This is a genomic window from Geodermatophilus sp. DSM 45219 (assembly GCF_900104025.1).
GTDB lineage: Bacteria > Actinomycetota > Actinomycetes > Mycobacteriales > Geodermatophilaceae > Geodermatophilus.
Map to the genome: position 1 here is coordinate 297545 of NZ_FNIQ01000004.1, position 23873 is coordinate 321417.

The 23873-nt window shown below is 75.7% G+C and carries 25 protein-coding genes; 17 read left to right on the forward strand and 8 right to left on the reverse strand.

Annotation, left to right across the window (positions count from 1 at the left end; translation table 11 throughout):
* Nucleotides 1-7: 7 nt before the first annotated feature.
* A complete protein-coding gene (locus BLR12_RS24575) occupies nt 8-160 on the reverse strand; it encodes a hypothetical protein (protein ID WP_176832519.1) in 153 nt (50 codons plus the stop codon).
* Between the two features lie 168 nt (nt 161-328).
* Complete coding sequence (locus tag BLR12_RS14360) at nt 329-1099, reverse strand: enoyl-CoA hydratase-related protein (RefSeq protein ID WP_091379286.1); 771 nt, start codon at nt 1097-1099, stop codon at nt 329-331.
* 115 nt (nt 1100-1214) lie between these two features.
* Here BLR12_RS14360 and hemW point away from each other — a divergent pair, with 115 nt between their 5' ends.
* The 5 genes from hemW (at nt 1215) to BLR12_RS14385 (ending at nt 5930) form a co-directional block, all read left to right on the forward strand.
* Nucleotides 1215-2435, forward strand: coding sequence for a radical SAM family heme chaperone HemW (gene hemW, locus BLR12_RS14365; RefSeq protein WP_091379289.1), 1221 nt, complete (start codon nt 1215-1217; stop codon nt 2433-2435).
* Nucleotides 2436-2544: 109 nt separating this feature from the next.
* On the forward strand, nt 2545-3462 hold the full coding sequence (locus BLR12_RS14370) for an ATP-binding cassette domain-containing protein (protein WP_255363503.1): 918 nt from the start codon (nt 2545-2547) through the stop codon (nt 3460-3462).
* Complete coding sequence (locus BLR12_RS14375; RefSeq protein WP_091379296.1) at nt 3459-4214, forward strand: ABC transporter permease; 756 nt, start codon at nt 3459-3461, stop codon at nt 4212-4214. The genes BLR12_RS14370 and BLR12_RS14375 overlap by 4 nt, the downstream gene beginning before the upstream one ends.
* A gap of 10 nt (nt 4215-4224) precedes the next feature.
* Nucleotides 4225-5328, forward strand: a complete 1104-nt coding sequence (locus tag BLR12_RS14380; RefSeq protein ID WP_091379299.1) for a sensor histidine kinase — start codon at nt 4225-4227, stop codon at nt 5326-5328.
* A complete protein-coding gene (locus tag BLR12_RS14385; RefSeq protein ID WP_091379302.1) occupies nt 5325-5930 on the forward strand; it encodes a response regulator transcription factor in 606 nt (201 codons plus the stop codon). The genes BLR12_RS14380 and BLR12_RS14385 overlap by 4 nt, the downstream gene beginning before the upstream one ends.
* Nucleotides 5931-5991: 61 nt before the next feature.
* On the opposite strand, the gene BLR12_RS14390 is transcribed toward BLR12_RS14385, so the two are convergent.
* Nucleotides 5992-6309, reverse strand: a complete 318-nt coding sequence (locus tag BLR12_RS14390) for a type II toxin-antitoxin system VapB family antitoxin (RefSeq protein WP_091379304.1) — start codon at nt 6307-6309, stop codon at nt 5992-5994.
* Nucleotides 6310-6557: 248 nt separating this feature from the next.
* Between BLR12_RS14390 and hrcA the strand changes: the two genes are divergently transcribed.
* From hrcA to BLR12_RS14405, 3 genes are read left to right on the forward strand one after another with little or no spacing between them, the layout of a single operon-like run.
* The gene (gene hrcA, locus BLR12_RS14395) at nt 6558-7580 is read left to right on the forward strand and encodes a heat-inducible transcriptional repressor HrcA (protein WP_091379307.1); all 1023 of its coding nucleotides are present in this window, start codon (nt 6558-6560) and stop codon (nt 7578-7580) included.
* A 16-nt stretch (nt 7581-7596) separates the two neighbouring features.
* Nucleotides 7597-8724 carry a molecular chaperone DnaJ gene (gene dnaJ / locus BLR12_RS14400; protein WP_091379310.1) on the forward strand — a complete coding sequence of 376 codons (1128 nt, stop codon included), beginning with the start codon at nt 7597-7599 and terminating at the stop codon, nt 8722-8724.
* Nucleotides 8721-9506 carry a 16S rRNA (uracil(1498)-N(3))-methyltransferase gene (locus BLR12_RS14405; RefSeq protein ID WP_218120675.1) on the forward strand — a complete coding sequence of 262 codons (786 nt, stop codon included), beginning with the start codon at nt 8721-8723 and terminating at the stop codon, nt 9504-9506. Before dnaJ ends, BLR12_RS14405 begins: the two co-directional genes overlap by 4 nt.
* Before the next feature lie 148 nt (nt 9507-9654).
* Here the strand turns inward: BLR12_RS14405 and BLR12_RS14410 are convergent, their stop codons facing one another.
* Nucleotides 9655-10839 carry a DUF418 domain-containing protein gene (locus BLR12_RS14410; RefSeq protein ID WP_091379313.1) on the reverse strand — a complete coding sequence of 395 codons (1185 nt, stop codon included), beginning with the start codon at nt 10837-10839 and terminating at the stop codon, nt 9655-9657.
* Nucleotides 10840-10896: 57 nt separating this feature from the next.
* On the opposite strand from BLR12_RS14410, the gene BLR12_RS14415 reads away from it, so the two are divergent.
* The gene (locus BLR12_RS14415; RefSeq protein WP_218120676.1) at nt 10897-11496 is read left to right on the forward strand and encodes a TetR/AcrR family transcriptional regulator; all 600 of its coding nucleotides are present in this window, start codon (nt 10897-10899) and stop codon (nt 11494-11496) included.
* Here BLR12_RS14415 and BLR12_RS14420 read toward each other — a convergent pair.
* Genes BLR12_RS14420 through BLR12_RS14430 form a run of 3 tightly spaced genes read right to left on the reverse strand, consistent with a single transcriptional unit; the run spans nt 11465 to nt 14729 of the window.
* Entirely contained in the window at nt 11465-13072 is a 1608-nt protein-coding gene (locus tag BLR12_RS14420; RefSeq protein WP_091379317.1) for a PhnE/PtxC family ABC transporter permease, read from the reverse strand. The two genes, BLR12_RS14415 and BLR12_RS14420, sit on opposite strands and share 32 nt — an antisense overlap.
* A complete protein-coding gene (locus tag BLR12_RS14425) occupies nt 13069-13779 on the reverse strand; it encodes a phosphonate ABC transporter ATP-binding protein (RefSeq protein ID WP_255363504.1) in 711 nt (236 codons plus the stop codon). Before BLR12_RS14425 ends, BLR12_RS14420 begins: the two co-directional genes overlap by 4 nt.
* A gap of 14 nt (nt 13780-13793) precedes the next feature.
* Nucleotides 13794-14729 carry a putative selenate ABC transporter substrate-binding protein gene (locus BLR12_RS14430; RefSeq protein ID WP_091379319.1) on the reverse strand — a complete coding sequence of 312 codons (936 nt, stop codon included), beginning with the start codon at nt 14727-14729 and terminating at the stop codon, nt 13794-13796.
* Nucleotides 14730-15033: 304 nt separating this feature from the next.
* Here BLR12_RS14430 and BLR12_RS14435 point away from each other — a divergent pair, with 304 nt between their 5' ends.
* The 6 genes from BLR12_RS14435 to BLR12_RS14460 all read left to right on the forward strand — a co-directional run bounded on the left by BLR12_RS14435 (nt 15034) and on the right by BLR12_RS14460 (nt 21210).
* Nucleotides 15034-16212 (forward strand): ABC transporter substrate-binding protein, encoded by a 1179-nt coding sequence (locus tag BLR12_RS14435; protein WP_091379322.1) that lies wholly within the window; start codon nt 15034-15036, stop codon nt 16210-16212.
* Between the two features lie 99 nt (nt 16213-16311).
* Complete coding sequence (locus tag BLR12_RS14440) at nt 16312-17187, forward strand: branched-chain amino acid ABC transporter permease (RefSeq protein ID WP_091379323.1); 876 nt, start codon at nt 16312-16314, stop codon at nt 17185-17187.
* Nucleotides 17187-19025 (forward strand): branched-chain amino acid ABC transporter ATP-binding protein/permease, encoded by a 1839-nt coding sequence (locus BLR12_RS14445; RefSeq protein ID WP_091379326.1) that lies wholly within the window; start codon nt 17187-17189, stop codon nt 19023-19025. Before BLR12_RS14440 ends, BLR12_RS14445 begins: the two co-directional genes overlap by 1 nt.
* Nucleotides 19022-19753, forward strand: a complete 732-nt coding sequence (locus BLR12_RS14450; RefSeq protein WP_091379328.1) for an ABC transporter ATP-binding protein — start codon at nt 19022-19024, stop codon at nt 19751-19753. Before BLR12_RS14445 ends, BLR12_RS14450 begins: the two co-directional genes overlap by 4 nt.
* A 40-nt stretch (nt 19754-19793) precedes the next feature.
* Nucleotides 19794-20153, forward strand: coding sequence for a histidine triad nucleotide-binding protein (locus BLR12_RS14455; protein ID WP_255363505.1), 360 nt, complete (start codon nt 19794-19796; stop codon nt 20151-20153).
* A gap of 274 nt (nt 20154-20427) precedes the next feature.
* The gene (locus BLR12_RS14460) at nt 20428-21210 is read left to right on the forward strand and encodes a DUF899 family protein (RefSeq protein WP_091379330.1); all 783 of its coding nucleotides are present in this window, start codon (nt 20428-20430) and stop codon (nt 21208-21210) included.
* A 77-nt stretch (nt 21211-21287) separates the two neighbouring features.
* On the opposite strand, the gene BLR12_RS14465 is transcribed toward BLR12_RS14460, so the two are convergent.
* Entirely contained in the window at nt 21288-21755 is a 468-nt protein-coding gene (locus BLR12_RS14465) for a TspO/MBR family protein (RefSeq protein ID WP_091379333.1), read from the reverse strand.
* Nucleotides 21756-21797: 42 nt separating this feature from the next.
* On the opposite strand from BLR12_RS14465, the gene BLR12_RS14470 reads away from it, so the two are divergent.
* Both BLR12_RS14470 and BLR12_RS14475 read left to right on the forward strand, forming a co-directional pair.
* Nucleotides 21798-22616: an enoyl-CoA hydratase/isomerase family protein gene (locus tag BLR12_RS14470; protein ID WP_091379335.1), complete on the forward strand. Its 819-nt coding sequence runs from the start codon at nt 21798-21800 to the stop codon at nt 22614-22616.
* A 271-nt stretch (nt 22617-22887) separates the two neighbouring features.
* Nucleotides 22888-23868: a PhoH family protein gene (locus tag BLR12_RS14475; RefSeq protein WP_369803455.1), complete on the forward strand. Its 981-nt coding sequence runs from the start codon at nt 22888-22890 to the stop codon at nt 23866-23868.
* Nucleotides 23869-23873 lie beyond the last annotated feature (5 nt).

Below are 23873 nucleotides of genomic sequence, written 5' to 3' on the forward strand. Positions count from 1 at the left end.
ACCTCTGTCAGCCGCCCGCCTGGCGCAGGAACACCTCGCGCTCGTCGCTGGCGTCCCCGGCGGGGACGGGGGAGGTGTCGACGCCCTCGACCGTGTCCTCGGGCCGCACGGGGTCGGGCAGGTGGCGGAACCGCTCGCGCCGGTCGTCGGGCTCGCTCATGCCGGGAGGGTCCTCCCGCGGACGGGCCGGGGCAAGGACCCGCCCGGCCGGTCCCGGGTGCTGCCCCGCCCCTCGTCCGGGCCGGGCCGGTCGCCGGCTCCGTGCTGTGGGTCCGGGACGCTCGTGCTCTGCCCACCGTGGTGGGCAGAGCACGAGCGTCCGCGGACCTCAGTCCGCCGCGGGCACCCAGCGGGCCGGGCGCTTCTCCCGGAACGCCGCGATGCCCTCCTGGCCCTCTGCGCTCGCGAAGAACCGTGCGGACAGCTCCAGCAGCTCCTCGGCCGAGCCGCGCAGCCCGCCGGCGCGCAGCAGGCGCTTGGTCTCGGCGAGCGCGGCCGGCGCCCCGGCGGCGAGCGCGGTGACCTGCGCGGCGACCGCGGCGTCCACCTCGTCGTCGGGCACGGCGAGGTCGACCAGCCCGCCGGCGGCCGCGGCGGCGGCGTCGAACACCTCGCCGGTCAGCATCAGCCGGTGCGCCGCGTGCGGCACCATCCGCGGCAGCACGACCGCCGAGATGACCGCCGGCACGATGCCCAGCCGCACCTCGGTGAACGCGAAGGTCGCCGAGCTCGCCGCGACGACGACGTCGCAGGCCGCCGCCAGCCCCACCCCGCCGGCGCGCGCCGGCCCGCGGAGGACGGCGACCACCGGTTTCGGCGAGCGCCACACCGTCTCCAGCAGCTCGGGCAGCTCGCGCACCCCCTGGTCACCGGCCGCGCCGCCGGCGGCCTCGGTGAGGTCCATCCCGGAGCAGAAGACCCGGCCGGTGTGGTCGAGCACGACCACCCGCACCGCGTCGTCGGCCAGCGCGCCGGCCAGCGCCTCGCGCACCTGCGCGCGCATCGCGCGGGACAGCGCGTTGCGGTTGGCGGGGGAGTCCAGCGTGAGGGTCGCGACCCCCCGGGACGTCGAGACCTGCAGCACCGTGTCGTCGCTCACGTGTCCTCCTCGCTGGCGCTCGTCGGCCGCGTTCGCGGCGCTGCTGTGCCCTCATGTGAGCTCGCGAGCTCGCTCACCACCGGGCATCCTGCCCGGCGCGGCACACTGGGGTCAGATGAACACCGTCCTGCCGCTGCTGGAGTCCCCGCCGCGGACCCTGCAGCTCCCCGACTCCGCCCGCGAGGGGCTGACCCGCACGCCCTTCGGGCTCTACGTGCACGTGCCCTTCTGCGCCACCCGCTGCGGCTACTGCGACTTCAACACCTACACCGCGGACGAGCTGGGACCCGGCGCCAGCCGCGCGGAGTACGCCGGCACCGCGATCGCCGAGCTGCGCCAGGCCGCCGAGACCCTCGGCCCGGACCTGCCCACGGTCTCCACCGTCTTCGTCGGCGGCGGCACCCCCACGCTGCTGCCCGCCGACGACCTGGCCGCCGTCCTCGCCGAGGTCCGGCGGCTCTTCCCGGTCGCCGACGGCGTCGAGGTCACGACGGAGGCCAACCCCGAGACGGTGACGCCGGCGTCGCTGGCGACCCTGCGCGCGGCGGGCTTCACCCGGATCAGCCTGGGCATGCAGTCCGCGGCCGAGCACGTGCTCGCCGTCCTCGACCGCCGGCACACCCCCGGCCGGGCCGTCGAGGCCGCGGGCGAGGCGCGCGCGGCCGGGTTCGAGCACGTCAACCTGGACCTGATCTACGGGACGCCGGGGGAGACCGACGCCGACTGGAGCGCCTCGCTGGACGCCGTCCTGGCCGCGCCGGTGGACCACGTCAGCGCCTACGCCCTCATCGTCGAGGAGGGCACCCGGCTGGCCCGCCGCATCGACCGCGGCGAGCTGCCGGTGCCCGACGACGACGTCCTCGCCGACCGCTACGAACAGGCCGACGCCACCCTGCGCGCCGCCGGCTTCGACTGGTACGAGGTGTCGAACTGGGCGACCAGCGGGGCCGCCCGCTGCCGGCACAACGAGCTCTACTGGGCCAACGCCAACTGGTGGGGCGTCGGCCCCGGCGCGCACAGCCACGTCGGCGGGCTGCGCTGGTGGAACGTCAAGCACCCCGCCGCCCACGCCGGCCGGCTGCTGCGCGGGGAGAGCCCGGTGCAGGACACCGAGCTGCTGGACGACGACGACCGCGCGCTGGAGACGGTGATGCTCGGCCTGCGGCTGCGCGAGGGGCTGCCGCTGACCGCGCTGTCGGAGGCCGGCCGCGCCCGCGCCGCCGACGCCGTCGTCCGTGGGCTGCTCGAGCCGGCCGCGCACGCCGCCGGCCGCGCCGTGCTCACCGACCGCGGCCGCCTGCTCGCCGACGCCCTGGTCCGCGACCTGACCGACTGACGCAGCTGCCTTTATCGCGATAATGGCGGCCTCGGGGCTGACGGATGTCAGGTCGGGGTCGCGACGTCCCGCACTACTGCGGGATCGGGCCGGGCCAGAGGCTGGTCCCGTGCCCACCCGAAGCGCTCTGGAGGTCCGCGACCTCACCGTCCGCTACGGCGACACCGTCGCCGTCGGCGGCCTCGACCTGCACCTGCGCACCGGCGAGACCGTCGCACTGCTCGGCCCCAACGGCGCCGGGAAGTCGACGGTGGTCAACGCCGTCCTCGGCCTGGTCCCGTCCACCGGCTCGGTGCTGGTGCTCGGCCGCACGCCCGCCGCGGCCGTCCGGGCCGGCTGCGTCGGCGCCATGCTGCAGCACGGCGGGCTGCCCGGCGAGGCCCGCGTCGGGGAGGTCGTCGAGCTGGTCCGGCGCAGCTTCGGGCGGGCCGGGCGAGCGATGGCGTGGCCGCTGGACGACCTCGTCGTCAACGCCGGCATCGAGGGCCTGCTCGGCCGCCCGGTCGACGCCCTCTCCGGCGGTCAGCGCCAGCGCGTGCTGCTCGCCCTCGCGCTGGCCGGCGGGCCACCGCTGCTGCTGCTCGACGAGCCCACCTCGGCCATGGACGTCGAGGGGCGCCGCGCCTTCTGGACGACGATGCGCCGGCTCGCCGACCGCGGCACCACCGTGGTCTTCGCCACCCACCACCTCGAGGAGGCCGACGCCGTCGCCGACCGCGTGGTCGTGGTCGCCGGCGGGCAGGTCGTCGCCGACGGCACCGCCGCACAGGTGAAGGCCGGCACCTCCGGGCGCACCGTCACCTTCACCGCCGCCGGGGGCGCCTTCGACGGCCTCCCCGGCGTGACCGCGACCGAGCGGTCCGGCGACCGGGTGGTCCTCACCACCGGCGACGTCGAGGCCACCCTCCGCGCGCTGCTGGCCGCCGGCCGGCGGCTGCCCGACCTCGACGTCCGTGGCGCCAGCCTGGAGGAGGCGGTGCTCTCCCTGACCAGCCGTCCCCGCACCCCGATCGGAGCCGACCGATGAGCACCCTGCTCGCCTTCCAGCTGCGCCGGGTCGGGCGCAACCGGCAGTTCCTGTTCTTCACGGTGCTGCTGCCGGCGCTGTTCACCGTCTTCTTCACGGAGGTCTTCGGCGCCCAGGCCGGCACCGGCAGCGCCTACCAGGAGTACGCGACCGGCTCGATGGTCGCGATGATGGCCTACGGCGGGATGGGGGCAGCCCTCGGTGCGACCATCCGGATCTCCTTCGACCGGGCCTCGGGCTGGCTGCGGCAGCTGCGGGTCACCCCCGTCCCGGCGTCGTCCGTCGTCGCCGTCGACGTGCTGGTCGGCGTGCTGCTGGTCCTGCCCGGCCTGGTCGTCGTCGCGCTGGTCGGCCGGTTCGTCAACGGCGTCCAGCTCGCCCTGCCGACCTGGGTGGCGCTGGTCGCGGTGCTCTGGCTGGGGTCGGGCGCCTTCGTCGCGCTCGGGTTGCTGATCGGCCATGCGCTCGAGGAGAAGGCGGCCGGCGCCGCGATCGGCGTCGTGGGCACCGTGCTGGCCGCGCTCGGCGGGTTGTGGGTGCCGGTCGAGCTGTTCCCCGGCGGGCTGCGGGTCCTCGCGCACGTGCTGCCGTCGTACTGGTACGCCGAGCTCGGCCGGGACGTCGTGGCCCTGGGGGCCCCGGCGCCGGGCACGGTGCTGGCCGTGGCCGCGTTCGCCGTGGCCGCCGCCGTCCTCACCGCCGCGGTCGTGCGACGCCGTCCGTCGCCCGCCGTCGCGGGCCGAGCGGGCTAGCGTCCCCGCCGTGGACCCCCGCCCCCGCTGGTACCGCATCGGCTGGGCGCTGCCCTGGCTGCTGTTCCAGGCGTTCCCGCTGGCCGACCTGGCCGGGACGCCCCGCCCGATGGCCGTCCGGGTGGTCGCCCTGGTGGGCCTGGTCGCCTTCACCGCGGTCTACCTCACGGTGTTCACCCGGATGTCGGGCCGCTGCGGCGTCCCCTGGCGGGCGCTGCTCACGGTGGCGGTGCTCGGCGTCGGGCTCGCCGTCTGGCTCGGCCCGGCCTGGTCGGGGCTGATGATCTACGTGTCGGCCGCGGCGGCGGCCGGGCTGCCCGAGCGCTGGGTGTGGCCGGCGGTGGTCGGCGCGGCCGGCGTGTGCACCGCGGTCGTCGCGACCGACGGCCTGCTGCGCGAGCTGGCCTTCCTTCCGGTGCTGTGCCTGCTCACCGCGTTCGCGCTGCGCGGCACCCGCCACCTGGTCTCGGTCAACGCCGAGCTCGCCGAGGCGCGCGAGGAGCTGGCCCGGTCGGCCGTCGCGGAGGAGCGGTTGCGCTTCGCCCGCGACCTGCACGACCTGCTGGGTCACAGCCTGTCGCTGATCGCGCTGAAGTCCGAGCTGGCCGGCCGGCTCGCCGAGTGCGACCCGGCCCGGGCGCGCACCGAGATGGCCGACGTCGAGGCCGCTGCCCGCCGGGCACTGGCCGAGGTCCGGGAGGCGGTCAGCGGCTACCGGCAGGTCGGCCTGGCGCCGGCGCTCGCGGAGGCCCGCACCGCGCTGTCCGCGGCCGGGACCACGCTGCGGGCGCCGTCCCCGGTGCCGGAGCTGCCCGGGCCGGTCGACGCCGTCCTCGGCTGGGTGGTGCGCGAGGCGACGACCAACACGCTGCGGCACAGCGGGGCCGGCGCGGTCACCGTCGAGCTGTCCCGCTGGGCCGGGGAGGTCGAGCTCACCGTGACCGACGACGGCCGCGGGCCGGGGGACGGCGCCGCGGGGTCGGGGCTCGCCGGGCTGGCCGAGCGGGTGGCCGGCGTCGGGGGCCGGCTGGAGCACGGCGTGGGGCCCGGCGGCGGCTTCCGGCTGGCCGCGCGGGTGCCGGTGCCGGCGGACGACCGGGTGGGTGCGCGGTGATCCGGGTGCTCATCGCCGAGGACCAGTCGATGGTCCGCGGGGCGCTGCGGGCGCTGCTGGAGCTGGAGGAGGACCTGGCGGTGGTCGCCGAGGTCGGCCGCGGCGACCAGGTGGTGGACGCCGCCCGCGAGCACTCCCCGGACGTCGCCCTGCTGGACATCGAGATGCCCGGCTGCGACGGCATCGAGGCGGCCCGGGCGCTGGCGGCCGCGGTGCCCGCCTGCCGGGCCGTCGTCCTCACCACCTTCGGCCGGCCAGGGTTCCTGCGCCGGGCCATGGAGGTCGGCGCCGCGGGCTTCCTGGTGAAGGACGCCCCGGTCGCCGAGCTGGCCCGGGCCATCCGCGCCGTCGTCGCCGGGGAGCGGGTGATCGACCGGGACCTGGCCGCCGCGGCGCTCGCGCTCGGTGCCACGCCGCTGTCCGCCCGCGAGGCCGACGTGCTGCGCGCGGCCGCGGACGGCGCGACCGTCGCGGACATCTCGCGGACGCTGTTCCTGTCCGAGGGCACGGTGCGCAACTACCTGTCCTCGGCGATCGGCAAGACCGGCGCGCGGACCCGGGTCGAGGCCGCGCGGGTGGCGGAGGAGAAGGGCTGGCTGTGACGGCCTCCCTGCAGGGGCCCCCCGCGAGCCTGCGAGTGGCGGGGGGCAGGGGGGTCCTTGCTCAGCGGCTGATGGCGGGGATGAGCGCGTCGAGGTCGAGCACCCGCACGTGGATGACGGTGCGCTGCTGCAGCGCGGCGCGCAGCGCGCGGTGCAGGCCGTCCTCGAGGTAGAGCTCGCCCTTCCACTGGACGGCGTGCGGGAACAGGTCGCCGTAGAAGGTGGAGTCCTCGGCGAGCAGGGTGTCCAGGGCCAGCTCGCGCTTGGTGGTGGTCAGCGTGTCGAGGCGCACCTGGCGCGGCGGGATCATGGCCCAGTCCCGCGGCGACAGCCCGTGGTCGGGGTAGGGCCGGCCGTCCCGGACCGCCTTGAAGATCAGGGGAACGCCCTCCGCTCTGTGCCGGTCCGTACGGGTTCCGAGCCGCCGCCAACCCTATCGGGCCGCCCCGGTCCCGCTACCGACCGCGGACACGCGGTCCCGGTCACACCGCCCGGCCGGCCCGGCCCGAGCTCCACGACGGGGGGCGCGACCGGTCGTATGCTGGCACTCAGCCCGTGCGAGTGCCAGGACGCGGTCCTGGTCCGGCCCGCGTGCGGGCCCGTCGACCGGTACGGGGAGGTGTCGCCGTGGCGCACGACGAGCGCCGCCTGCAGGTCCTGCGGGCCATCGTCCAGGACTACGTCTCGACCAACGACCCGGTGGGCAGCAAGGCCCTCGCCGAGCGGCACGACCTCGGCGTCTCGCCGGCCACCATCCGCAACGACATGGCCGTGCTCGAGGAGCAGGGCTACATCACCCAGCCGCACACCAGCGCCGGCCGCGTGCCCACCGACAAGGGCTACCGGCTCTTCGTCGACCGGCTCTCGGCGCTCAAGCCGCTCTCGGTCGCGGAGAAGCGGGCGATCGAGCGGTTCCTGGACGGCGCCCTCGACCTGCACGACATCCTCAGCCGCACGGTGCGGCTGCTGGCCCAGCTGACCCACCAGGTCGCCGTCGTCCAGTACCCGACGCTGTCGCGCAGCGCCGTCCGCCACCTCGAGGTGGTGCAGGTGGCCATCTCCCGGCTGCTGCTGGTGCTCATCACCGACACCGGCCGGGTGGAGCAGCGCCTGGTCGACTGCCCGGCCGACGTCGACCGCGACGACGTCGCCGACCTGCGCGCGCTGCTCAACCAGACCTTCGCCGGCGCGAAGCTCTCCGACGCCGCCGGCCTGGTGCCCGACCTGCTGGAGACCGCCCCGCCGAAGCTGCGCCGGCTGGTCGCCGGCGTCGGCGCCGCCCTCGTCGAGACGCTGGTCGAGCCGGGGGAGGACCGCCTGGTCGTCGGGGGGACGGCGAACCTCGCGCGGGTCGCCGTCGACTTCCCCGGCAGCCTGCGCCCGCTGCTGGAGGCGCTGGAGGAGCAGGTCGTCGTCCTCCGGCTGATCAGCGAGGTGGACACCGGCGGTGCCGTCCTGGTGCGGATCGGTGAGGAGAACGCGCACGAGGCGCTCTCCGGTGCATCGGTCGTCTCCGTGGGGTACGGCTCCGGCGACCGTGCGCTGGGCGGGCTGGGCATCGTCGGCCCGACCCGCATGGACTACCCGATGAACATGGCCGCGGTGCGAGCCGTGGCCCGCTACGTCGGCCAGATCCTGGCCGAGAGCTGAGGACAGAGACTTCTCGATGGCAACCGACTACTTCGCCGTGCTGGGCCTCTCCCGTGGAGCCAGTGACACGGACGTCAAGAAGGCCTACCGGCGGCTGGCCCGGGACCTGCACCCCGACGTCAACCCCGAGCCCGAGGCCAAGGAGCGCTTCCAGGAGGTCAGCCGCGCGTACCAGGCGCTGACCGACCCGGAGAAGCGGCGCATCGTCGACCTCGGCGGTGATCCCTTCGACAACGGCCAGGGGGCCGGTGCCGGCGGGTTCGGCGGGGCCGGCTTCGGCGGGCTCGGCGACATCATGGACGCCTTCTTCGGCGGCGGGGCGGCCACGCGCGGACCGCGCAGCCGGGTCCGGGCCGGCGGTGACGCGCTCATCCGGCTGGACCTCGACCTCGACGAGACGGTGTTCGGCACCACCAAGGACATCACCGTCGACACCGCCGTCCTCTGCGACGCCTGCACCGGTGCGGGCACCGCGCCGGGCACGCACCCGACCACCTGCGTGACCTGCTCCGGCCGCGGCGAGGTGCAGAGCGTGCAGCGCTCGTTCCTGGGCCAGGTCGTCGCCACCCGCCCGTGCCCGACCTGCGCCGGCACCGGCCAGGTCATCCCCGAGCCGTGCCCCAAGTGCGGCGCCGAGGGGCGGGTGCGGCAGCGCCGCACGATCCCGGTCAAGGTGCCGGCCGGCGTCGAGGACGGCATGCGGATCCGGCTCACCGGCCACGGCGAGGTGGGCCCCGGCGGCGGGCCCGCCGGCGACCTGTACGTGGAGATCGCCGAGCGGCCGCACGACGTGTTCACCCGGGACGGCGAGGACCTGCACTGCCGGGTCACGCTGCCGATGACCGCCGCGGCGCTGGGCACCACGCTGACCCTGCAGACCCTCGACGGCGAGGAGGAGGTCGACATCCGGCCGGGCACCCAGCCCGACAGCGTCATCACGCTGCGCGCCAAGGGCGCCCCCCGGCTGCGGGCCACCGGCCGGGGCAACCTGATGGTGCACGTGGAGGTCCAGACGCCGACCCGCCTGGACGCCGAGCAGGAGAAGCTGCTGCGCGAGCTCGCGGCGCTGCGCGGGGAGGACCGTCCGGCCGCGGCCGGCGCCGACGGCGGCCACGCCGGGATCTTCTCCCGGCTGTTCAAGTGACGTCCTCCTCGCCCGGCGGCGCCGTCCCCACCGACGACCGGCTGCCCGAGCTGGACGGCGCACCGCTGTTCCTCCTCGACGAGCTCCCCGACGCCGCCGACCTGCTGGTCGACGGCGCGGAGGGCCGGCACGCCGTCGACGTGCTGCGGCTGACCCCCGGCGAGCGGGTCCGCGTGGGCGACGGCCGCGGCACGGTCGCCGAGGGCGAGGTCGTCGCCGCCGGGCCGCAGGGGCTGCGGGTGCAGGTGTCCGCGCGCCACGAGGTGCCACCGCCGGCGCTGGAGCTGGTGCTGGTGCAGGCGCTGCCCAAGGGCGAGCGCGGGCCGCTGGCCGTGGAGCTGGCCACCGAGCTGGGCGTCGACCGGATCGTGCCGTGGGCGGCCTCCCGCTGCGTGACCCGCTGGCGGGAGGACCGGGCGGCCAAGGGCGTCGCCAAGTGGCGGGCCGCGGCGCGGGCGGCCAGCAAGCAGTCCCGCCGTCCCCGGGTGCCCGAGGTGACCGACGTGCTCACCACGCGGCAGGTGCTCGGCGAGCTGGCCGACGTCGACGTCGCGCTGGTGCTGCACGAGCAGGCCCGGCACCCGATGTCCCGCGTCGAGCTGCCCAGGACGGGCACGGTCGCCGTCATCGTCGGGCCCGAGGGCGGGCTCACCGACGGCGAGGTGGTCGCGCTGACCGCGGCCGGCGCCCGCCCGGTGCGGCTCGGCCCCGAGGTGCTGCGCACCTCGACCGCGGGTGCCGCCGCGCTCGCCGCGCTCTCGGCCCGCACCCGGTGGCGATGACCAGCGGCGCCTGGGTGATCAGGTGAGCTGATCGTCCGGCGTCCTGGCTCACCGTCGGGCGTGAGCCAGGACCCGCGAGGGTGATCCAGGACGGCGCCGACCCCCGGGCTGTGGTCGCCGTCCTGGCGCTGCGCGGTGGGGACGGCGGTCAGCGGGCGCGGGTCAGCGCCCGGTACGAGGCGTTCCACAGCCACTCCACCGGGCCGCGGGCGAAGCGGCGCAGCCAGAGGTGCGCGAACGCGACGACCACGGCGACGACCACCACGTACAGCGCCACGGTCGCCGGCACGCGGACGGCGGGGTCCAGCCGTGACGCCAGGCCGAGACCCCAGCCGTAGCAGAGCGCCGAGGCGACGACGTTCTGCAGCACGTAGCCGCTCAGGGCCATCCGTCCCACCTCGGCCAGCCGTCGTCCCACCGCGCCCGGTCGCTCGCGCCGGCCGACCACCTCCACCACGAGGGCCAGCAGGCCGAGGGCGACCAGCGGGGCGGTGCCGTACCGGGCGAGGACCAGCCCGGCCGGGCCGCCGAACACCCCGAGTGCGAGGTCGACCGGCAGCGCCACGGTGCCGACGACGAGCAGCCGGCGGCGCAGTGCCGCGCCTACGGGAGCGAGCGCGCCGGCCCGCAGCAGCCGGGCGCCCAGCAGGAACAGGGCCACCGACAGGGCCTGGATGAACACCGGCTCGATCCGGAACAGGACGGCGGCGTCCACCCGGAGCAGCACGAGGTCCCACCAGGACCCGTCGGCGTAGGGGTTCGGCTCGATCCCACCGGGAGCCGGCGGCGCCGGGGCGGCGGTCAGCGCCGCCGTTCCCAGGCCGAGCAGCAGGACGTGCACGCCGGCGGCCGCGAGCATCCAGGCGCGCTGGGCGCGCTCGCTCGTCGCGAGGAGGTAGGCGACCACGGCTCCGGTGACCGCGTAGCCCATGAGGACGTCGAACTCCACGACCAGCAGGTAGTGCACGACGCCGTCGAGGAACAGCAGGGCGGCACGGACCGTGTACCGCCCGGGCCAGCGCCGTCCCGCGCGCAGGGCCGACCGCCGCTGGATCTCCAGCCCGATGCCGAACAGCAGCGTGAGCAGCCCGAGGAACTTGCCCTGGGACAGCTGCTGCAGCAGGGCCTCGACCGCTGCCCATCCGGCGGGCGTGGTCGACGCGGTGTCCTCGAGGAGGTACCCGAGGAAGCCGCCGGGATCGGTGAAGATCCAGATGTTGGTGGCGAGCGTGCCGAGGATGGCCACGCCGCGGAGCACGTCGAGCGCCGCGATGCGCTCGGACGGCGCTGCCGGGGGCTGGGGAGTCGTGCGCTGCGTCGCGCTGGCGGACATGGTGGAGGAGCCTACCCATACGATCGTATGGTCGTCCAGGATGCGAGCATGGCGGACGTGACCGGGCCCTCGGACCGCCTCATCGACTGCGTGCTCGACCTGCTGGTCGCCGAGGGGTACGAGGGCATCAGCATCCGGCGGGTCGCCACGGCCGCCGGGGTCTCGATCGGCGCGGTGCAGCACCACTTCGCGACCAAGGACGCCCTGCTGGCCGCGGCGATGGTCCGGGTCTCCCGGCAGTTCCAGGAGCGGCTGGACCGGCGCATCGCACCCGGAGCCGGGCCCGCCGAGGTGCTGCGCGCGGTTGCCGACGAGCTGCTGAGCACCGGGGAGGAACGCCGGCCGGCGAGCGTCATCTGGCTGGTGCGCATGGCGCGCGCCGCCGTCCACGAGCCGACGGCCGCGGTGCACCGGCGCGAGTGGCAGCAGGTCGAGGACCTGCTCGCGCAGCTGATCGCCGCCGCGCGCCCCGACCTGGCGGAGCAGGCCGTCCGGGACGAGGCGACCGTGCTGCTCGCGCTGCTCGACGGGCTGGCCGGCGCGGTCGCCGTCGAGCCCGGCCGGGTGCCGGCGGAGCGGGCGGAGGCGCTGGTGGCCCGGCACCTGGACGCACTCGTGGCTCCGGTCAGCGCAGGGCGGCGCGGGCGCGGTCGCTGACCAGGTCGACCAGCCAGGTCAGGACGACGACCGCGGCGAGCACCGTGGTCACCGCGGCCCAGTCGAAGGTCGCCAGCTCCGAGGCCAGCAGCGCACCGAGCCCGCCGGCGCCGAGCAGCCCCACCAGCACCGTGTCGCGGATGGCCACCTCCCACCGGTACAGCGCGTACGCCAGCACCGGCCCGGCCGCCCGCGGCGCCACCCCGTACAACCACGCGGCCACCGGGCGGGCGCCCAGCGCGGTGAGCGCCGCCCGCGGCCGCGGGTCGAGCTCCTCGGTCGCCTCGGCCGCCAGCCGGCCGAGCACACCGAGCGTGTAGACGCCCAGCGCCAGCGCACCGGGCAGCACCCCGGGCAGCAGCACGAACAGCAGCACCAGCGCCCACACCGGCGGCGGCACCGCGCGCAGCAGGAGCAGCCCCCCGCGCAGCAGCGCACCCGCGATCCGCCGTCCCGCGGACGACCGCGCCGGCCGGGCCGCCGGACCGGCCAGCAGCACCGCCCCCAGCAGCGCGACGGCGATGGCGATCACCGACATCTGCACCGTGTCGACCGCCAGCGCGCCGACCGTGCGCAGCAGCCCGCCGTCGGTCGCCGGCGGCCAGGCGGCCCGCAGCACGTACGCGAGCTGCTCGGCGGTCCGCCCGGCGACCAGCGACGCCGGCGACAGCGCCAGGTACCAGACCGACCACCCGACCAGCAGCACGGTGCCCGCCACGGCGGTGGTCAGCAGCGGGTCCCGGCGGGTGGACGACGGCGGCGCGGCCAGCCGCCGGCGCACCGCCCGCCCGGCCACGTCGGCGACCAGGCACAGCGCGGCGAGGGCGTAGACCGCGCTCCACACCTGCTCCCAGCGCAGCGAGGCGAACGACAGCGCCAGCTGGTAGCCCAGCCCGCCGGCACCGACCATCCCGAGGACGACGGCCGAGCGGACCGCGCACTCCAGCCGGTAGAACGACCAGGACAGCAGCCCGCCCGCGGCCGGGGGCAGCAGCCCGTACAGCGCAGCGGCCGGCCGACCGGCGCCCGCGGCCAGCAGCGCCCGGTACGCCCCGCGCGGCACCTCGTCGACCAGGTCGGCGAACACCTTGGCGGTCCCGGCCCCGTAGGGGAGGCCGATCGCCAGCACCCCGACCCACGGGTCCAGCCCGAGCACGTTGACCAGCAGCAGCCCCCACACCGCCTCGTGCAGTCCCCGGGGGACGGCGAGCAGCCCGCGCGCGGCCAGCCAGCCGGCGCGGCGGCGTCCCCAGGTGGTGCGCGAGACGAGCACCGCACCGGCGGCACCGAGGACCAGCGCCAGCGCGGTGCCGGCCGCCGCGTAGGCGACCGTGACCAGCGCCGACCGGGTGAGGACGCCGAGGAACTCCGCGTCGACCGCCGGGGAGAGCGCCGCCGACGCGAACCGGCCGAACTGCGCCGTCCCGGCGGGGTTGAGCACGTCGCCGGTGACCAGCCCGGCGCCGGCCAGCGACCAGAGCAGCACCGCGAGGGCACCCAGGCCCCACGCCCAGCGCCGGCGGTCGCGCCGCAGCCGCGGCGGTGCCGCCGGCGGCCGGTCGAGCGTCGTCGTCACGGCACGGTCCGGTAGAGCTCCGCCAGGTCGGCCGCGGTCAGCGCGGTCACCGGGGAGTCGAGCACCACCCGGCCCCCGGCCAGCCCGACCACCCGGTCGCAGTGCCGCCGCACCAGCCCGGGGTCGTGCAGCGCGGCGACCAGCGCGCCGCCGCGGGCCAGGGTCGGCTCGCCGAGCAGCGCCAGCGCGCGGTCGGCGAGCACCGGGTCCAGCGCGGACGCCGGCTCGTCGGCCAGCACCAGGTCCGGGCGCTGCACCAGCAGCCGGGCGATCGCCACCCGCTGCCGCTGACCGCCGGAGAGCTGCTCGGTGCGCTCGAACGCCCGGTCGGCCAGGCCCACCTGCTCCAGGGCGGCCAGCACCTCCGGCAGGCCCTGCGGCCGGAGCAGCGACCAGGCCGCCCGCGCCGCCGACCACCCCGCCAGCCGGCCGGCGTTGACGTCGTGCACCACGCGGAGCCGCCCGACCAGCTCCAGCGACTGGTGGACGGTGCCGACCCGGGCCCGCACCCGCCGGTCCGCGGTCGAGGCGCCGAGCACCCGCACCGAGCCGGACGTGGGCGGCACCGACCCGTTGGCCACCGCGAGCAGCGTCGACTTCCCGGCCCCCGACGCGCCGACCAGGGCGACCCGCTCGCCGGGACCCACCTCGAGGTCGACCCCGGCCAGCGCCGTCGTCCCGCCGTACCGGACCGTGACGCCGTCCAACCGCAGGACGGCGGTCAGCTGACCAGCCCCAGGTCGCGGCCGATCTGCTCGATGCGGTCGTGGTCGGAGGTCTGCACCGGGACGAACGAACCCGCACCGAACAGGTCCAGCACGGGGTCGCCGGGCGGCAGGCCGGTGAAGAAGGCGAGCAGCCGGTCGGCCAGGTCCGGGACCCCGGTGCTCGCGGCGGCCCGCGGGTTCAGCAGCCAGTGGTAGTCGGCGTACGGCGGGGTCTCGGAGTGCAGGACGACGGCCGGGTCGACCGCACCCTCCTCGCTGCGCGCCCGCCAGACCTGCGCGTTGAGGGCGCCGGCCTGGTAGCTGCCGGAGGCCACCAGGGCGAGCGTGGCGTCGTGTGAGCCGGAGAAGCCGGGGCCGCCGGGGAAGCCCTGCGGGTCGACGCCGGCCTCGCGCAGGAACCACGCGGGCATCAGCCGCCCGGAGGTGGAGGTCTCGCTGCCGTAGGTGAACCGCAGCGGGGCGAGCGCGGTGAGGTCGGACGACGGCGCGACCCCGGTGGCCGCGTGGACGACGAACACCGAGGTGAAGGCCCGGTCGATGTCGCGCTGGGCGACGGGGACCGCGCCGGGGGTCTGCAGCCGGGCCTGGACGCCGGTGAGCCCGCCGAACCAGACCAGGTCCAGGTCGCCGGTGCGGAAGAGGGAGACGGCGGCGGCGTAGTCGGTGACCGGCGCGTACCCGACCTCGAGGTCGAGCCCGGTGGACACCGCCTCGGCGACGGTCCCGTACAGCCGCTGCAGGACCTCGGGGTCCTGGTCGGGGATGGCGCCGATGCGCAGCGGGGCTGACCCGGCGGGGGAGGCGGTGGGACGGCCGCAACCGGTGAGTGCGGCGCCGAGGGCGGCACCGGCGGCGAGGAACGTGCGGCGGGAGACGGGGCGGATCAGGTTCTCGGGGCCACCCGACCGGGCGACGCGGCGGATCCCCACTACGTCCTGCAGCGGGGCTGGGGAGCGGACACAGGGGACCTCCGGGGGGCGGGGACGGGCCCCCATCCTGTACCGGTCCCGGCGGCGACGCGTCCGTGGCCCGGCCCAGGTCACGTTCTGGGCACGGCGCTCCCGCCCCATGACGGACGACCGCCCGCGGGTGCTTACTGTGTCGGCTGCCACCGGCCGCCCGGACACGGCCGGCCACACGACGCCCGCCGCGAGGGGCCGGGTCCCCGGCCGTCCGCGGGGCACGCGAGCCACCCGGGCCGGTGCGGCCGTCGTGCACGACCAGGGGAGAGACATGCGCGTTCCGCTCAGCACCGCCGCCGCTGCCACCGCGGCGGTCTTCCTGCTCGCCTCCTGCGGCTCCGGCGAGGGGGGTGGCGGCGGTACGGCCGCCTCGGGCGAGCTCTCCGGTGAGGGGACCGGGGACTCCTGCACCATCGAGGGCGAGGTGCCGATCGGCGCCGTGCTCAGCCTGACCGGCGCCGCGGCCAGCTACGGCGAGTCCCAGCAGCGCGGCCTGGAGCTGGCCGCCGCGCAGCTGGCCGAGAAGGGCGGGGTCACCTACGACCTGAGGATCGAGGACGACCAGACCGACCCGCGGCAGGGCATCACGCTGTTCGACCAGTTCGTGTCCGACGGCGTGAGCCTGATCATCGGCCCCACGCTGTCCAACGCCGCGGTGCAGGCCGACCCCATCGCCCAGGAGGCCGGCGTCCCGGTGCTCGGCATCTCCAACACCGCGGCCGGCGTCACCGAGATCGGCGACTACATCTTCCGGAACTCGCTCACGGAGCAGGCGGTGATCCCGCAGACCATCGCCACCGCCACCGAGGAGTTCGGCCTGCAGGACGTCGTCGTGATGTACAGCAACGACGACGCCTTCACCGAGTCCGGGTACGAGGCCTTCACCGCCGCGCTGGAGGAGGAGGGCGTCACGGTGAGCGAGACGATCACCTTCTCCAAGGCCGACACCGACTTCCGCGCCCTGCTCACCCAGGCCCAGCAGAGCGAGCCCGACGCGATCGTCGTCTCGGCGCTGATCGAGGCCGCGATCCCGCTGGTCACCCAGGCCCGCGAGCTCGGCATCGACGTGCCGATCATCGGCGGCAACGGGTTCAACAACCCGCGGCTGATGGCCGACGCGGGCCAGGCGGCCGAGGGCGTCGTCGTCGGTGCCGCCTGGAACTCCGCCTCCGACAACCCGGAGAACCAGGCCTTCCTCGAGGCCTACGAGGCCGCGTACAGCGCCCAGCCCGACCAGTTCGCCGCCCAGGCGTACACCGGCCTGATGCTCGTCGACCAGGCCGTCCGCGCGAACTGCGCCGCCGACCGCGAGAGCATCAAGGCGGCGCTGGGCGAGCTGGAGGACGTCCCCACGGTGCTCGGTGAGTTCTCCATCGACGAGAACCGGGACGCCGTCCACCCGGCCGTCGTGCAGGTCGTCCGCGACGGGTCGTTCGCCGTCCTGGAGTGACCCGGCGTCCCCCTCCGGTCGGTGGACCGGCCGGAGGGGGTTCCCGGCACCTCCCGCGGACGGCCGGTACCCGAACACACGAATCAGGCAGGGACGGCTGTGCAGCAGCTCCTCAACGGCATCTTCATCGGTTCGATCTACGCGCTGTTCGCCATCGGCTTCACCCTGGTCTTCGGGATCCTGGACCGGCTGAACCTGGCGCACCCCGCGGTGTTCGCCGCCTCGGCCTTCGTGGGCATCGAGCTGGTCGAGCGGGGCGGGCTGTCGCTGTGGGCGGCGCTGCCCGTCGTGTTCGTCTTCGGCGCGGTGCTCGGCCTGGTGATCGAGCGGCTGGCGTTCCGTCCCCTCAAGGGCCGCGCCGACGCCCACTTCGCCGGGCTGATCTCCTCGATCGCCCTGGCGGGGATGCTGATCGCCCTGCTGCAGTGGCGCTACGGCCCGGACACCCGCCGGTTCCCCGCCGGGTCGTTCCCCGAGACCCGCTTCGAGGTCGCCGGCGCGCAGGTGACCCTGGCGCAGGTGGTCATCCTCGCCGTCTCCCTCGCCCTCATGGTCGGGCTGACGTACATGGTCACCCGGACCCGCCTGGGCCGTGGCATGCGCGCCGTCGCGGAGAACCCGACCGCCGCCCGGGTGCTCGGCGTCGACGTCGACCGGATCACCGCCGTCACCTTCGCCATCTCCTCGGCGCTGGGCGCGGTCGCCGGCGTGCTGTTCGCCATCAACGTGAACACCGCCCAGCTCGGCATGGGCTCGGCCATCGAGCTCAAGGGGCTGGCCGTGATCATCGTCGGCGGCATGGGCTCGCTGCCCGGGGCGCTCATCGGCGGGCTCGTGCTGGGGCTGGCCGAGGTCTTCGCCGTCCAGTACATCGGGTCGTCCTGGCGCGACGTGATCGCCTTCGGCCTGCTGTTCCTGATCCTGCTGGTGCGCCCGCAGGGGCTGCTCGGCGCCCGGAAGGTGCGGGAGGTCTGATGCTCGCCGAGTACGCCACCACGCTGACCTTCATCGCCCTCGGCGCGATCTTCGCCTACTCCTTCTACGCCGTCCTGATCGCCGGGCAGCTGAGCCTCGGCCAGGCCGGCTTCGCCGCCATGGCGGCGTTCTCCGCCGCCACCCTGGCCCCGAGCGGGGACGACGTCGGCGACGTGCCCGCGCTGCTGACCGCCGTCGTCATCGGCATGGCCGTCGGTGCCCTCGGCGCCGTCGTGCTGGGCCTGCCGACGATGCACCTGCGAGGGGTCTTCCTCGCCATCGCCACGCTCGGGTTCGCCGAGGCGGTGCGCGTCGTGCTGCTCAACCTGGAGTGGACCGGCGGCGCGCAGGGGCTCGCGGTGCCGCGCATCCTCACCGTCGGGATGGCCTGGACGGCGCTGGCCGTCGTCGCGTACTGGTTCTGGCGGATGGGCCGCTCCCGGTACGGCCGGGCGCTCGAGGCGATCCGCGAGGACGAGCTCGCCGCCCGGTCCATGGGCATCGACGTGGGCCGCCACCGGCTCGCCGCCTTCGTCACCTCCGGTGCCGTGGCCGGCCTGTACGGCGTGCTGTTCGCCTACTACGTCCGGCTGATCGCACCCAACGACTTCGACTTCACCGCGGCCGTGGACGGCCTGGTCACCGCCGTCGTCGGCGGCTCCACGATGTTCCTCGGCCCGGTCCTGGGCAGCGGGTTCCAGACGATGGTCCCCGAGATCCAGCGGGCGGTCGGGGTGGAGGCGGGCTGGATCCGCCCCTTCCTCGCCGGCCTGCTGCTGCTCGTCGTGATCCTCTTCCTGCCGGGCGGGCTGACCAGCCTGGTCCCCCGGCGCACCCGCGTCCCGTCGTCCGGGGACGGGGACGGGGGCGGGGACGGGGCCACCGCGACGCGGCTGGCCGCCCGCCGGCACCCCGCCGCCGGCGAGACGGTGGTCAGCCTGACCGGGCTGGCCAAGGAGTACGGCGGGGTGCACGCCGTCCGGGGCGTCGACCTGGAGGTCCGCGGCGGCGAGGTGGTGGGGCTGATCGGCCCGAACGGCGCCGGCAAGACCACCCTGGTGAACATGATCAGCGGCCTGGTGCCGCCCAGCTCGGGCAGCGCCACGGTCCTGGGGACGACGATCGGGCGGACCCCCGTGCACCAGGTCGCGGCGGCGGGGGTCAGCCGCACCTTCCAGCACTCCAAGCTGTTCAACCGGTTGTCCGCGCTGGAGAACGTGCTCGTGGGCGCGCACCTGGTCAGCCGCCCGACCTTCCTCCGCCGCCTGCTGTGGCTGCCCTCGGCCCGGCGCGACGAACAGGCCGCCCTCGAGCACGCGGCCCGCTGCCTGCGGCGGGTGGGGCTCGGCGACCTGGCCGGCAACCGGGCGTCGTCGCTGTCCTACGGCGACCAGCGCCGGCTGGAGATCGCCCGCGCGCTCGCCGCCGAGCCCTCGCTGCTCATCCTCGACGAGCCGGCCGCCGGCATGAACCACGTCGAGGCGGGACGGCTGTCCGAGCTCATCCGGTCGCTGGCCCGCGACGGGCTGACGATCCTGTTCATCGAGCACAACGTCGGCATGGTCCTGGAGACCTGCACGCGGGTCGTCGTCCTCGACTTCGGCGAGGTCATCGCCAGCGGGACCCCGGCGGAGATCGCCGCGAACCCGGTCGTGATCGAGGCCTACCTCGGCACGGCCGACGACGAGCCGAGCGGTCGGTCGGTCGCCGACGGCACCCTGGCCGACCCCACCGGCGGCAGCGGTGCCGTGGCCGCCCCGGGCGCGGTCACCAACGTGGACCCGAGCGCGGCCGGCACGCTCGACCTCCCGGACACCACCCCGAGGAACGCGCCATGAGCACCCCCATCCTGAGCGTGGAGGACCTGCGGGTCGGCTACGGGCGGGTCGAGGCCGTCCGCGGGGTCTCCTTCGCCGTCGAGCAGGGCTCGCTGGTCACCCTCGTCGGCGCCAACGGCGCGGGGAAGTCCTCGGTCATCAACGCGGTCTCCGGCATGCTGCGCCCGTCGGGCGGCCGGATCACCTTCGAGGGGCGCGACGTGACCCGGACGCCGGCCCACAAGCTGGTGGGCCGCGGGCTGGTGCAGGTCCCCGAGGGGCGGCAGATCCTGGCCACGCTCACCATCGAGGAGAACCTCCGGATGGGCGCGTGGCACACCGGCGGGACCGCCCAGCGGTCGATCGACGCGATGTACGACCGCTTCCCCGTGCTGGCCGAGCGCCGGGCGCTGCCGGCCGGCGCGCTCTCCGGCGGCGAGCAGCAGATGCTCGCCATCGCCCGGGCCCTGGTCGCGTCGCCGACGGTGGTGCTCATGGACGAGCCGTCGATGGGTCTGGCTCCCAAGATCGTCGACGAGGTCTTCCGGGTGATCGAGGAGATCCGCGCGTCGGGCACCACCGTGGTGCTCGTCGAGCAGAACGCCCGCCGGGCGCTGCGCGCCGCCGACCACGGCTACGTGCTGCAGAGCGGCGAGGTCGTGCACTCCGGCCCGGCGGCCGGGCTGCTCGCCGACGAGCGCATCGTGCAGGCCTACCTGGGGGTCGAGACCCCGCCCGGCCGGCGGTGACGCGTCGGGTCGCCCGGCCGGTGCGCTCTATCGTCGGCGCGTGACCGACTGCCTGTTCTGCCGCATGGTCGCGGGCGAGATCCCCGCCGACGTCGTGCACGAGACCGACCGGACGCTGGCCTTCCGGGACATCAACCCGCAGGCGCCCACCCACGTCCTCGTGGTCCCCAAGGCGCACCACCCGACGGCGGCCGCGCTGGCGCAGGCCGACCCGGACCTGCTCGGCGCCGTCGTCCGGGCGGCGGGCGACGTGGCCGTCCAGGAGGGGTTGGTGACCGAGGACGGCGTGGCGCCGGGCTACCGGGTGGTCACCAACACCGGCCCGGCGGCCGGGCAGACCGTGCACCACGTGCACCTGCACGTCCTGGGCGGCCGCGACCTGCGCTGGCCGCCCGGCTGAGAGGGTCCGGTGCGCCGCCTGCGCCCGGTCCCCGCGGCCGTCCGTTCCGCCCCGTCGGCTGCAGCCCGGGAGCGGGAACGCAGCCCGCGCCTGGTGCCGGATCCCCGACGATCCGGCCGAGATCCGGGCCGGGCCGGTGAGCTCGTCAGCCCGTCGTGGCCCGGGCCGTCGGTCGTGGTCCCGTAGCGATGAGTTCCGGCCGGGTCGGGGGTCCGTCCTGGTGTCGTAGGGCGTCGTACGACGCCGCCCGGCACGAGACACCAGGGAGGACGTCATGACGACCACGCCGAGGAACCCGACCACCGCGCTCCCCGGCCGCCCGCCCGTCGTCGACCTCGCCACCTGGCAGGCCGCCCGGGCCGAGCTCCTGGTCCGCGAGAAGGCCCACACCCGTGGGGGCGACGCCCTCGCCGCGGCCCGCCGCCGGCTGCCGATGGTGGAGCTCGACGGGTCGGTCGAGGTCGTCGGACCTGATGGCCCGGTCCCGTTCCTGGACCTGTTCCAGGGTCGCGACGAGCTCGTGGTCTACCACTCGATGTGGCACGACGGCGCGCCGCACCAGGGGCAGTGCGAGGGATGCACCTTCAACGTCTGGCAGATGCGGGACACCGTCTACCTCAACGCCCGCGGTGTCTCGTTCGCCGTCCTGACCTCGGGACGCTGGGAGGAAGTGGCTCCCTACGTCGAGTTCATGGGCTACACCCAGCCCTGGTACTCGGTGCGCGGCGTGGAGGCGCCGATCGCCACCGCAGAGGGGCACATCGTCTGCTACCTGCGCGACGGCGACCGCGTGTTCCTCACCTACTCCACGACGGGCCGCGGCAACGAGCCGGCCGACGGGACCCTCGGTCTCCTCGACATGACGCCCTACGGCCGCGGCGAGGCGTGGGAGGACAAGCCCGAGGGCTGGCCCGAGGGGCGCGACGCGTGCTGGTACTGGCGTTCGGACGCGGACGGGAACGCCACCTGGGGCCCGACCAGCCGGCCCGTGCCGCAGTGGACCCGACCCGGCGCGACGCCCGTGGAGACCCTCGGCCGGCAGGGCCCCCACCACTGACGGGCCATCGTCGACAGCGTCGGCGGAGGTGTCCGGTACCGCCCGGTCATGCCTCGGTGGGCGGGGGTCCGCCGGCGTCAGCGCGGGTTGCGGCGGGCGATCGAGCCGGTCAGCGCGGCCGCGAACGACGTCCACGCCGCGTACGGCAGCAGCGCGGCGCCGGCCCGGGCGTCCCGGACCCAGGTCCGCCGCACCAGGTCGGCGGTCGAGGCGGCCAGGACCGCGGCCTCGGCGGTGGCCAGCGCCGGGCGCCGCGCGCGGAAGAACACCCACGTCCACCCCGCGTTGAGCACCAGGTTGGCGCCGTAGGCCCGCAGGTACCCGCGCCGTCCCCGCTCACCGGCACCGAGCGCCCGGCCGCCGGCGACGGCGAGCAGGGCGTACAGCGCCGTCCACGCCGGCCCGAAGGCGGCCGCGGGCGGCCTCCACGGCGGCTTGTCGAGGTCGCCGTACCAGCGGGTGCCGGTCGCCGTGCCGATCCCGCCGAGCACGGCGGTGGCGGCCACGGCCGCCGAGGTCAGGGCGTACGGGGAGCGGTCGGCCATGCGGACCCGGTACCCGCCACCGGCGTCTGCCAGGCTCCGGCCATGACCGAGACCGCGCCCGTGCGCATCGAGCGGGACGGCGACGTCGCCGTCGTCGTCCTGGACAACCCGCCGCTGAACCTCTTCGACGCCCCGGTGTTCGACGCCGTCGAGGCGGTCGCCGACGAGCTGGTCCGGCTGACCGACCCGGCCGACCCCGCGCGGGCGCGGGCGGTGCTGGTCGAGGCCCGCGGCAGGGTGGTCTCCGGCGGGGTCGACGTGACCGTCTTCCGCGACATCGCCGAGGGTCCCGAGCCCACCGAGCGCGGCGCCGACCTCTGGCGGCGGCTGCTGCGGGTGGCCCAGACCTTCGAGGACCTCCCGGTGCCCACCGTCTTCGCCGCGCACGGGCTGACCCTCACCGCCGCCTTCGAGCTGGCGCTGGCCTGCGACGTGCTGCTCGCCGCGGAGCGCGCGTCGTTCGGGCTGGTGGAGATCGTCGTCGGGCTGACCCCGTCGATGGGCGGGCCGCAGCGGCTGGCCGAGCGCGCCGGCTCGGCCCGCGCCAAGGAGTTCGTGTTCACCGGCGAGCGCTACCCGGCCGCCGTCCTGGAGCGGTGGGACGTGGTCAACCGCGTGTTCCCCGACGACGGCTTCGCCGAGGCCGCCCGCGCCTACGCCCGCCAAGTGGCGGCCGGCCCGACCGTGGCCCACGCGGCGACCAAGCGGCTGGTCACCACCGCCGTCCGGCAGGGCGCGCGGGCCGCCGACGACCTGGTGCCCGACGTCTCCGGCGCGCTGTTCGGGACCGAGGACCTGCGCGGCGCGGTGCGCTCCTTCCTCGCCGACGGCCCCGGGAAGGCGACCTACTCGGGCAGGTGAGCGGCCGCCGCCGGCGGCGGTTCCGGCACCCGGCGCGCGGGTAGACTCGAGGGCGTCCGCACCTCCTCTCGCAGGAAGGCAGGGTCGAGGGTTCTTGCCCGACTCGTCCCCGAACGTCCCCGTGCCCGGAGCCCCCTCGTCCCGTGAGGCCTCGGCGCAAGCCGCCGCCGCGGACGGGCACCCCGGTTCCCCCGCCCCCTCCGCCACCGGCCTCGGGGACTCCGCCCCGGCCGCCGTCCGGACCACCATCACCGTGCCCGAGTCGGTGTCGATGGTCGCCCTGCTCGGCTCCGGCGACGAGCTGCTGCGCCTGGTCGAGAACGAGGTCGACACCGACGTCCACGTGCGCGGCAACGAGATCGCGGTGACCGGCCTGCCGGCCGACAACGCCTTCGCCGTCGCGGTGTTCGACGAGCTGATCGCGCTGCTCGGCACCGGCCAGGCGCTGCGCCCGGACTCGGTGCGCCGGGTCATCGGGATGCTGCGCGCCGGCGGCTCCGAGCGCCCGGCCGACGTCCTGAGCCTGGACATCATCAGCCGCCGCGGGCGCACGATCCGGCCCAAGACGCTGAACCAGAAGCGCTACGTCGACGCGATCGACACCCACACCATCGTCTTCGGCATCGGCCCGGCCGGTACCGGCAAGACCTATCTGGCGATGGCCAAGGCCGTGCAGGCGCTGCAGACCAAGCAGGTCAACCGGATCATCCTCACCCGCCCGGCCGTCGAGGCCGGCGAGCGGCTGGGCTACCTGCCCGGCACGCTCAGCGAGAAGATCGACCCCTACCTGCGGCCGCTGTACGACGCGCTTCACGACATGGTCGACCCGGAATCGATTCCTCGATTAATGCAATCGGGAACAATTGAAGTCGCGCCATTGGCGTATATGCGTGGCAGAACGCTCAATGATGCATTCGTCATCCTCGACGAGGCGCAGAACACCACCGCCGAGCAGATGAAGATGTTCCTCACCCGGCTCGGCTTCGGGTCCAAGATCGTGGTCACCGGCGACGTCACCCAGGTCGACCTGCCCGGTGGCGCGCAGAGCGGGCTGCGGATCGTGCGAGACATCCTCGACGGCATCGAGGACGTGAAGTTCATGAGCCTCACCAGCGCCGACGTCGTCCGGCACCGCCTGGTCGGCGACATCGTCGACGCCTACGAGCGCTGGGACACCGCCAACAACCAGCGGCCGGCCCCCGCCAGCCAGCAGGCGGCGCGCCCCGCGCGACCGCGCCGTCAGGGGAGCTGAGCGCC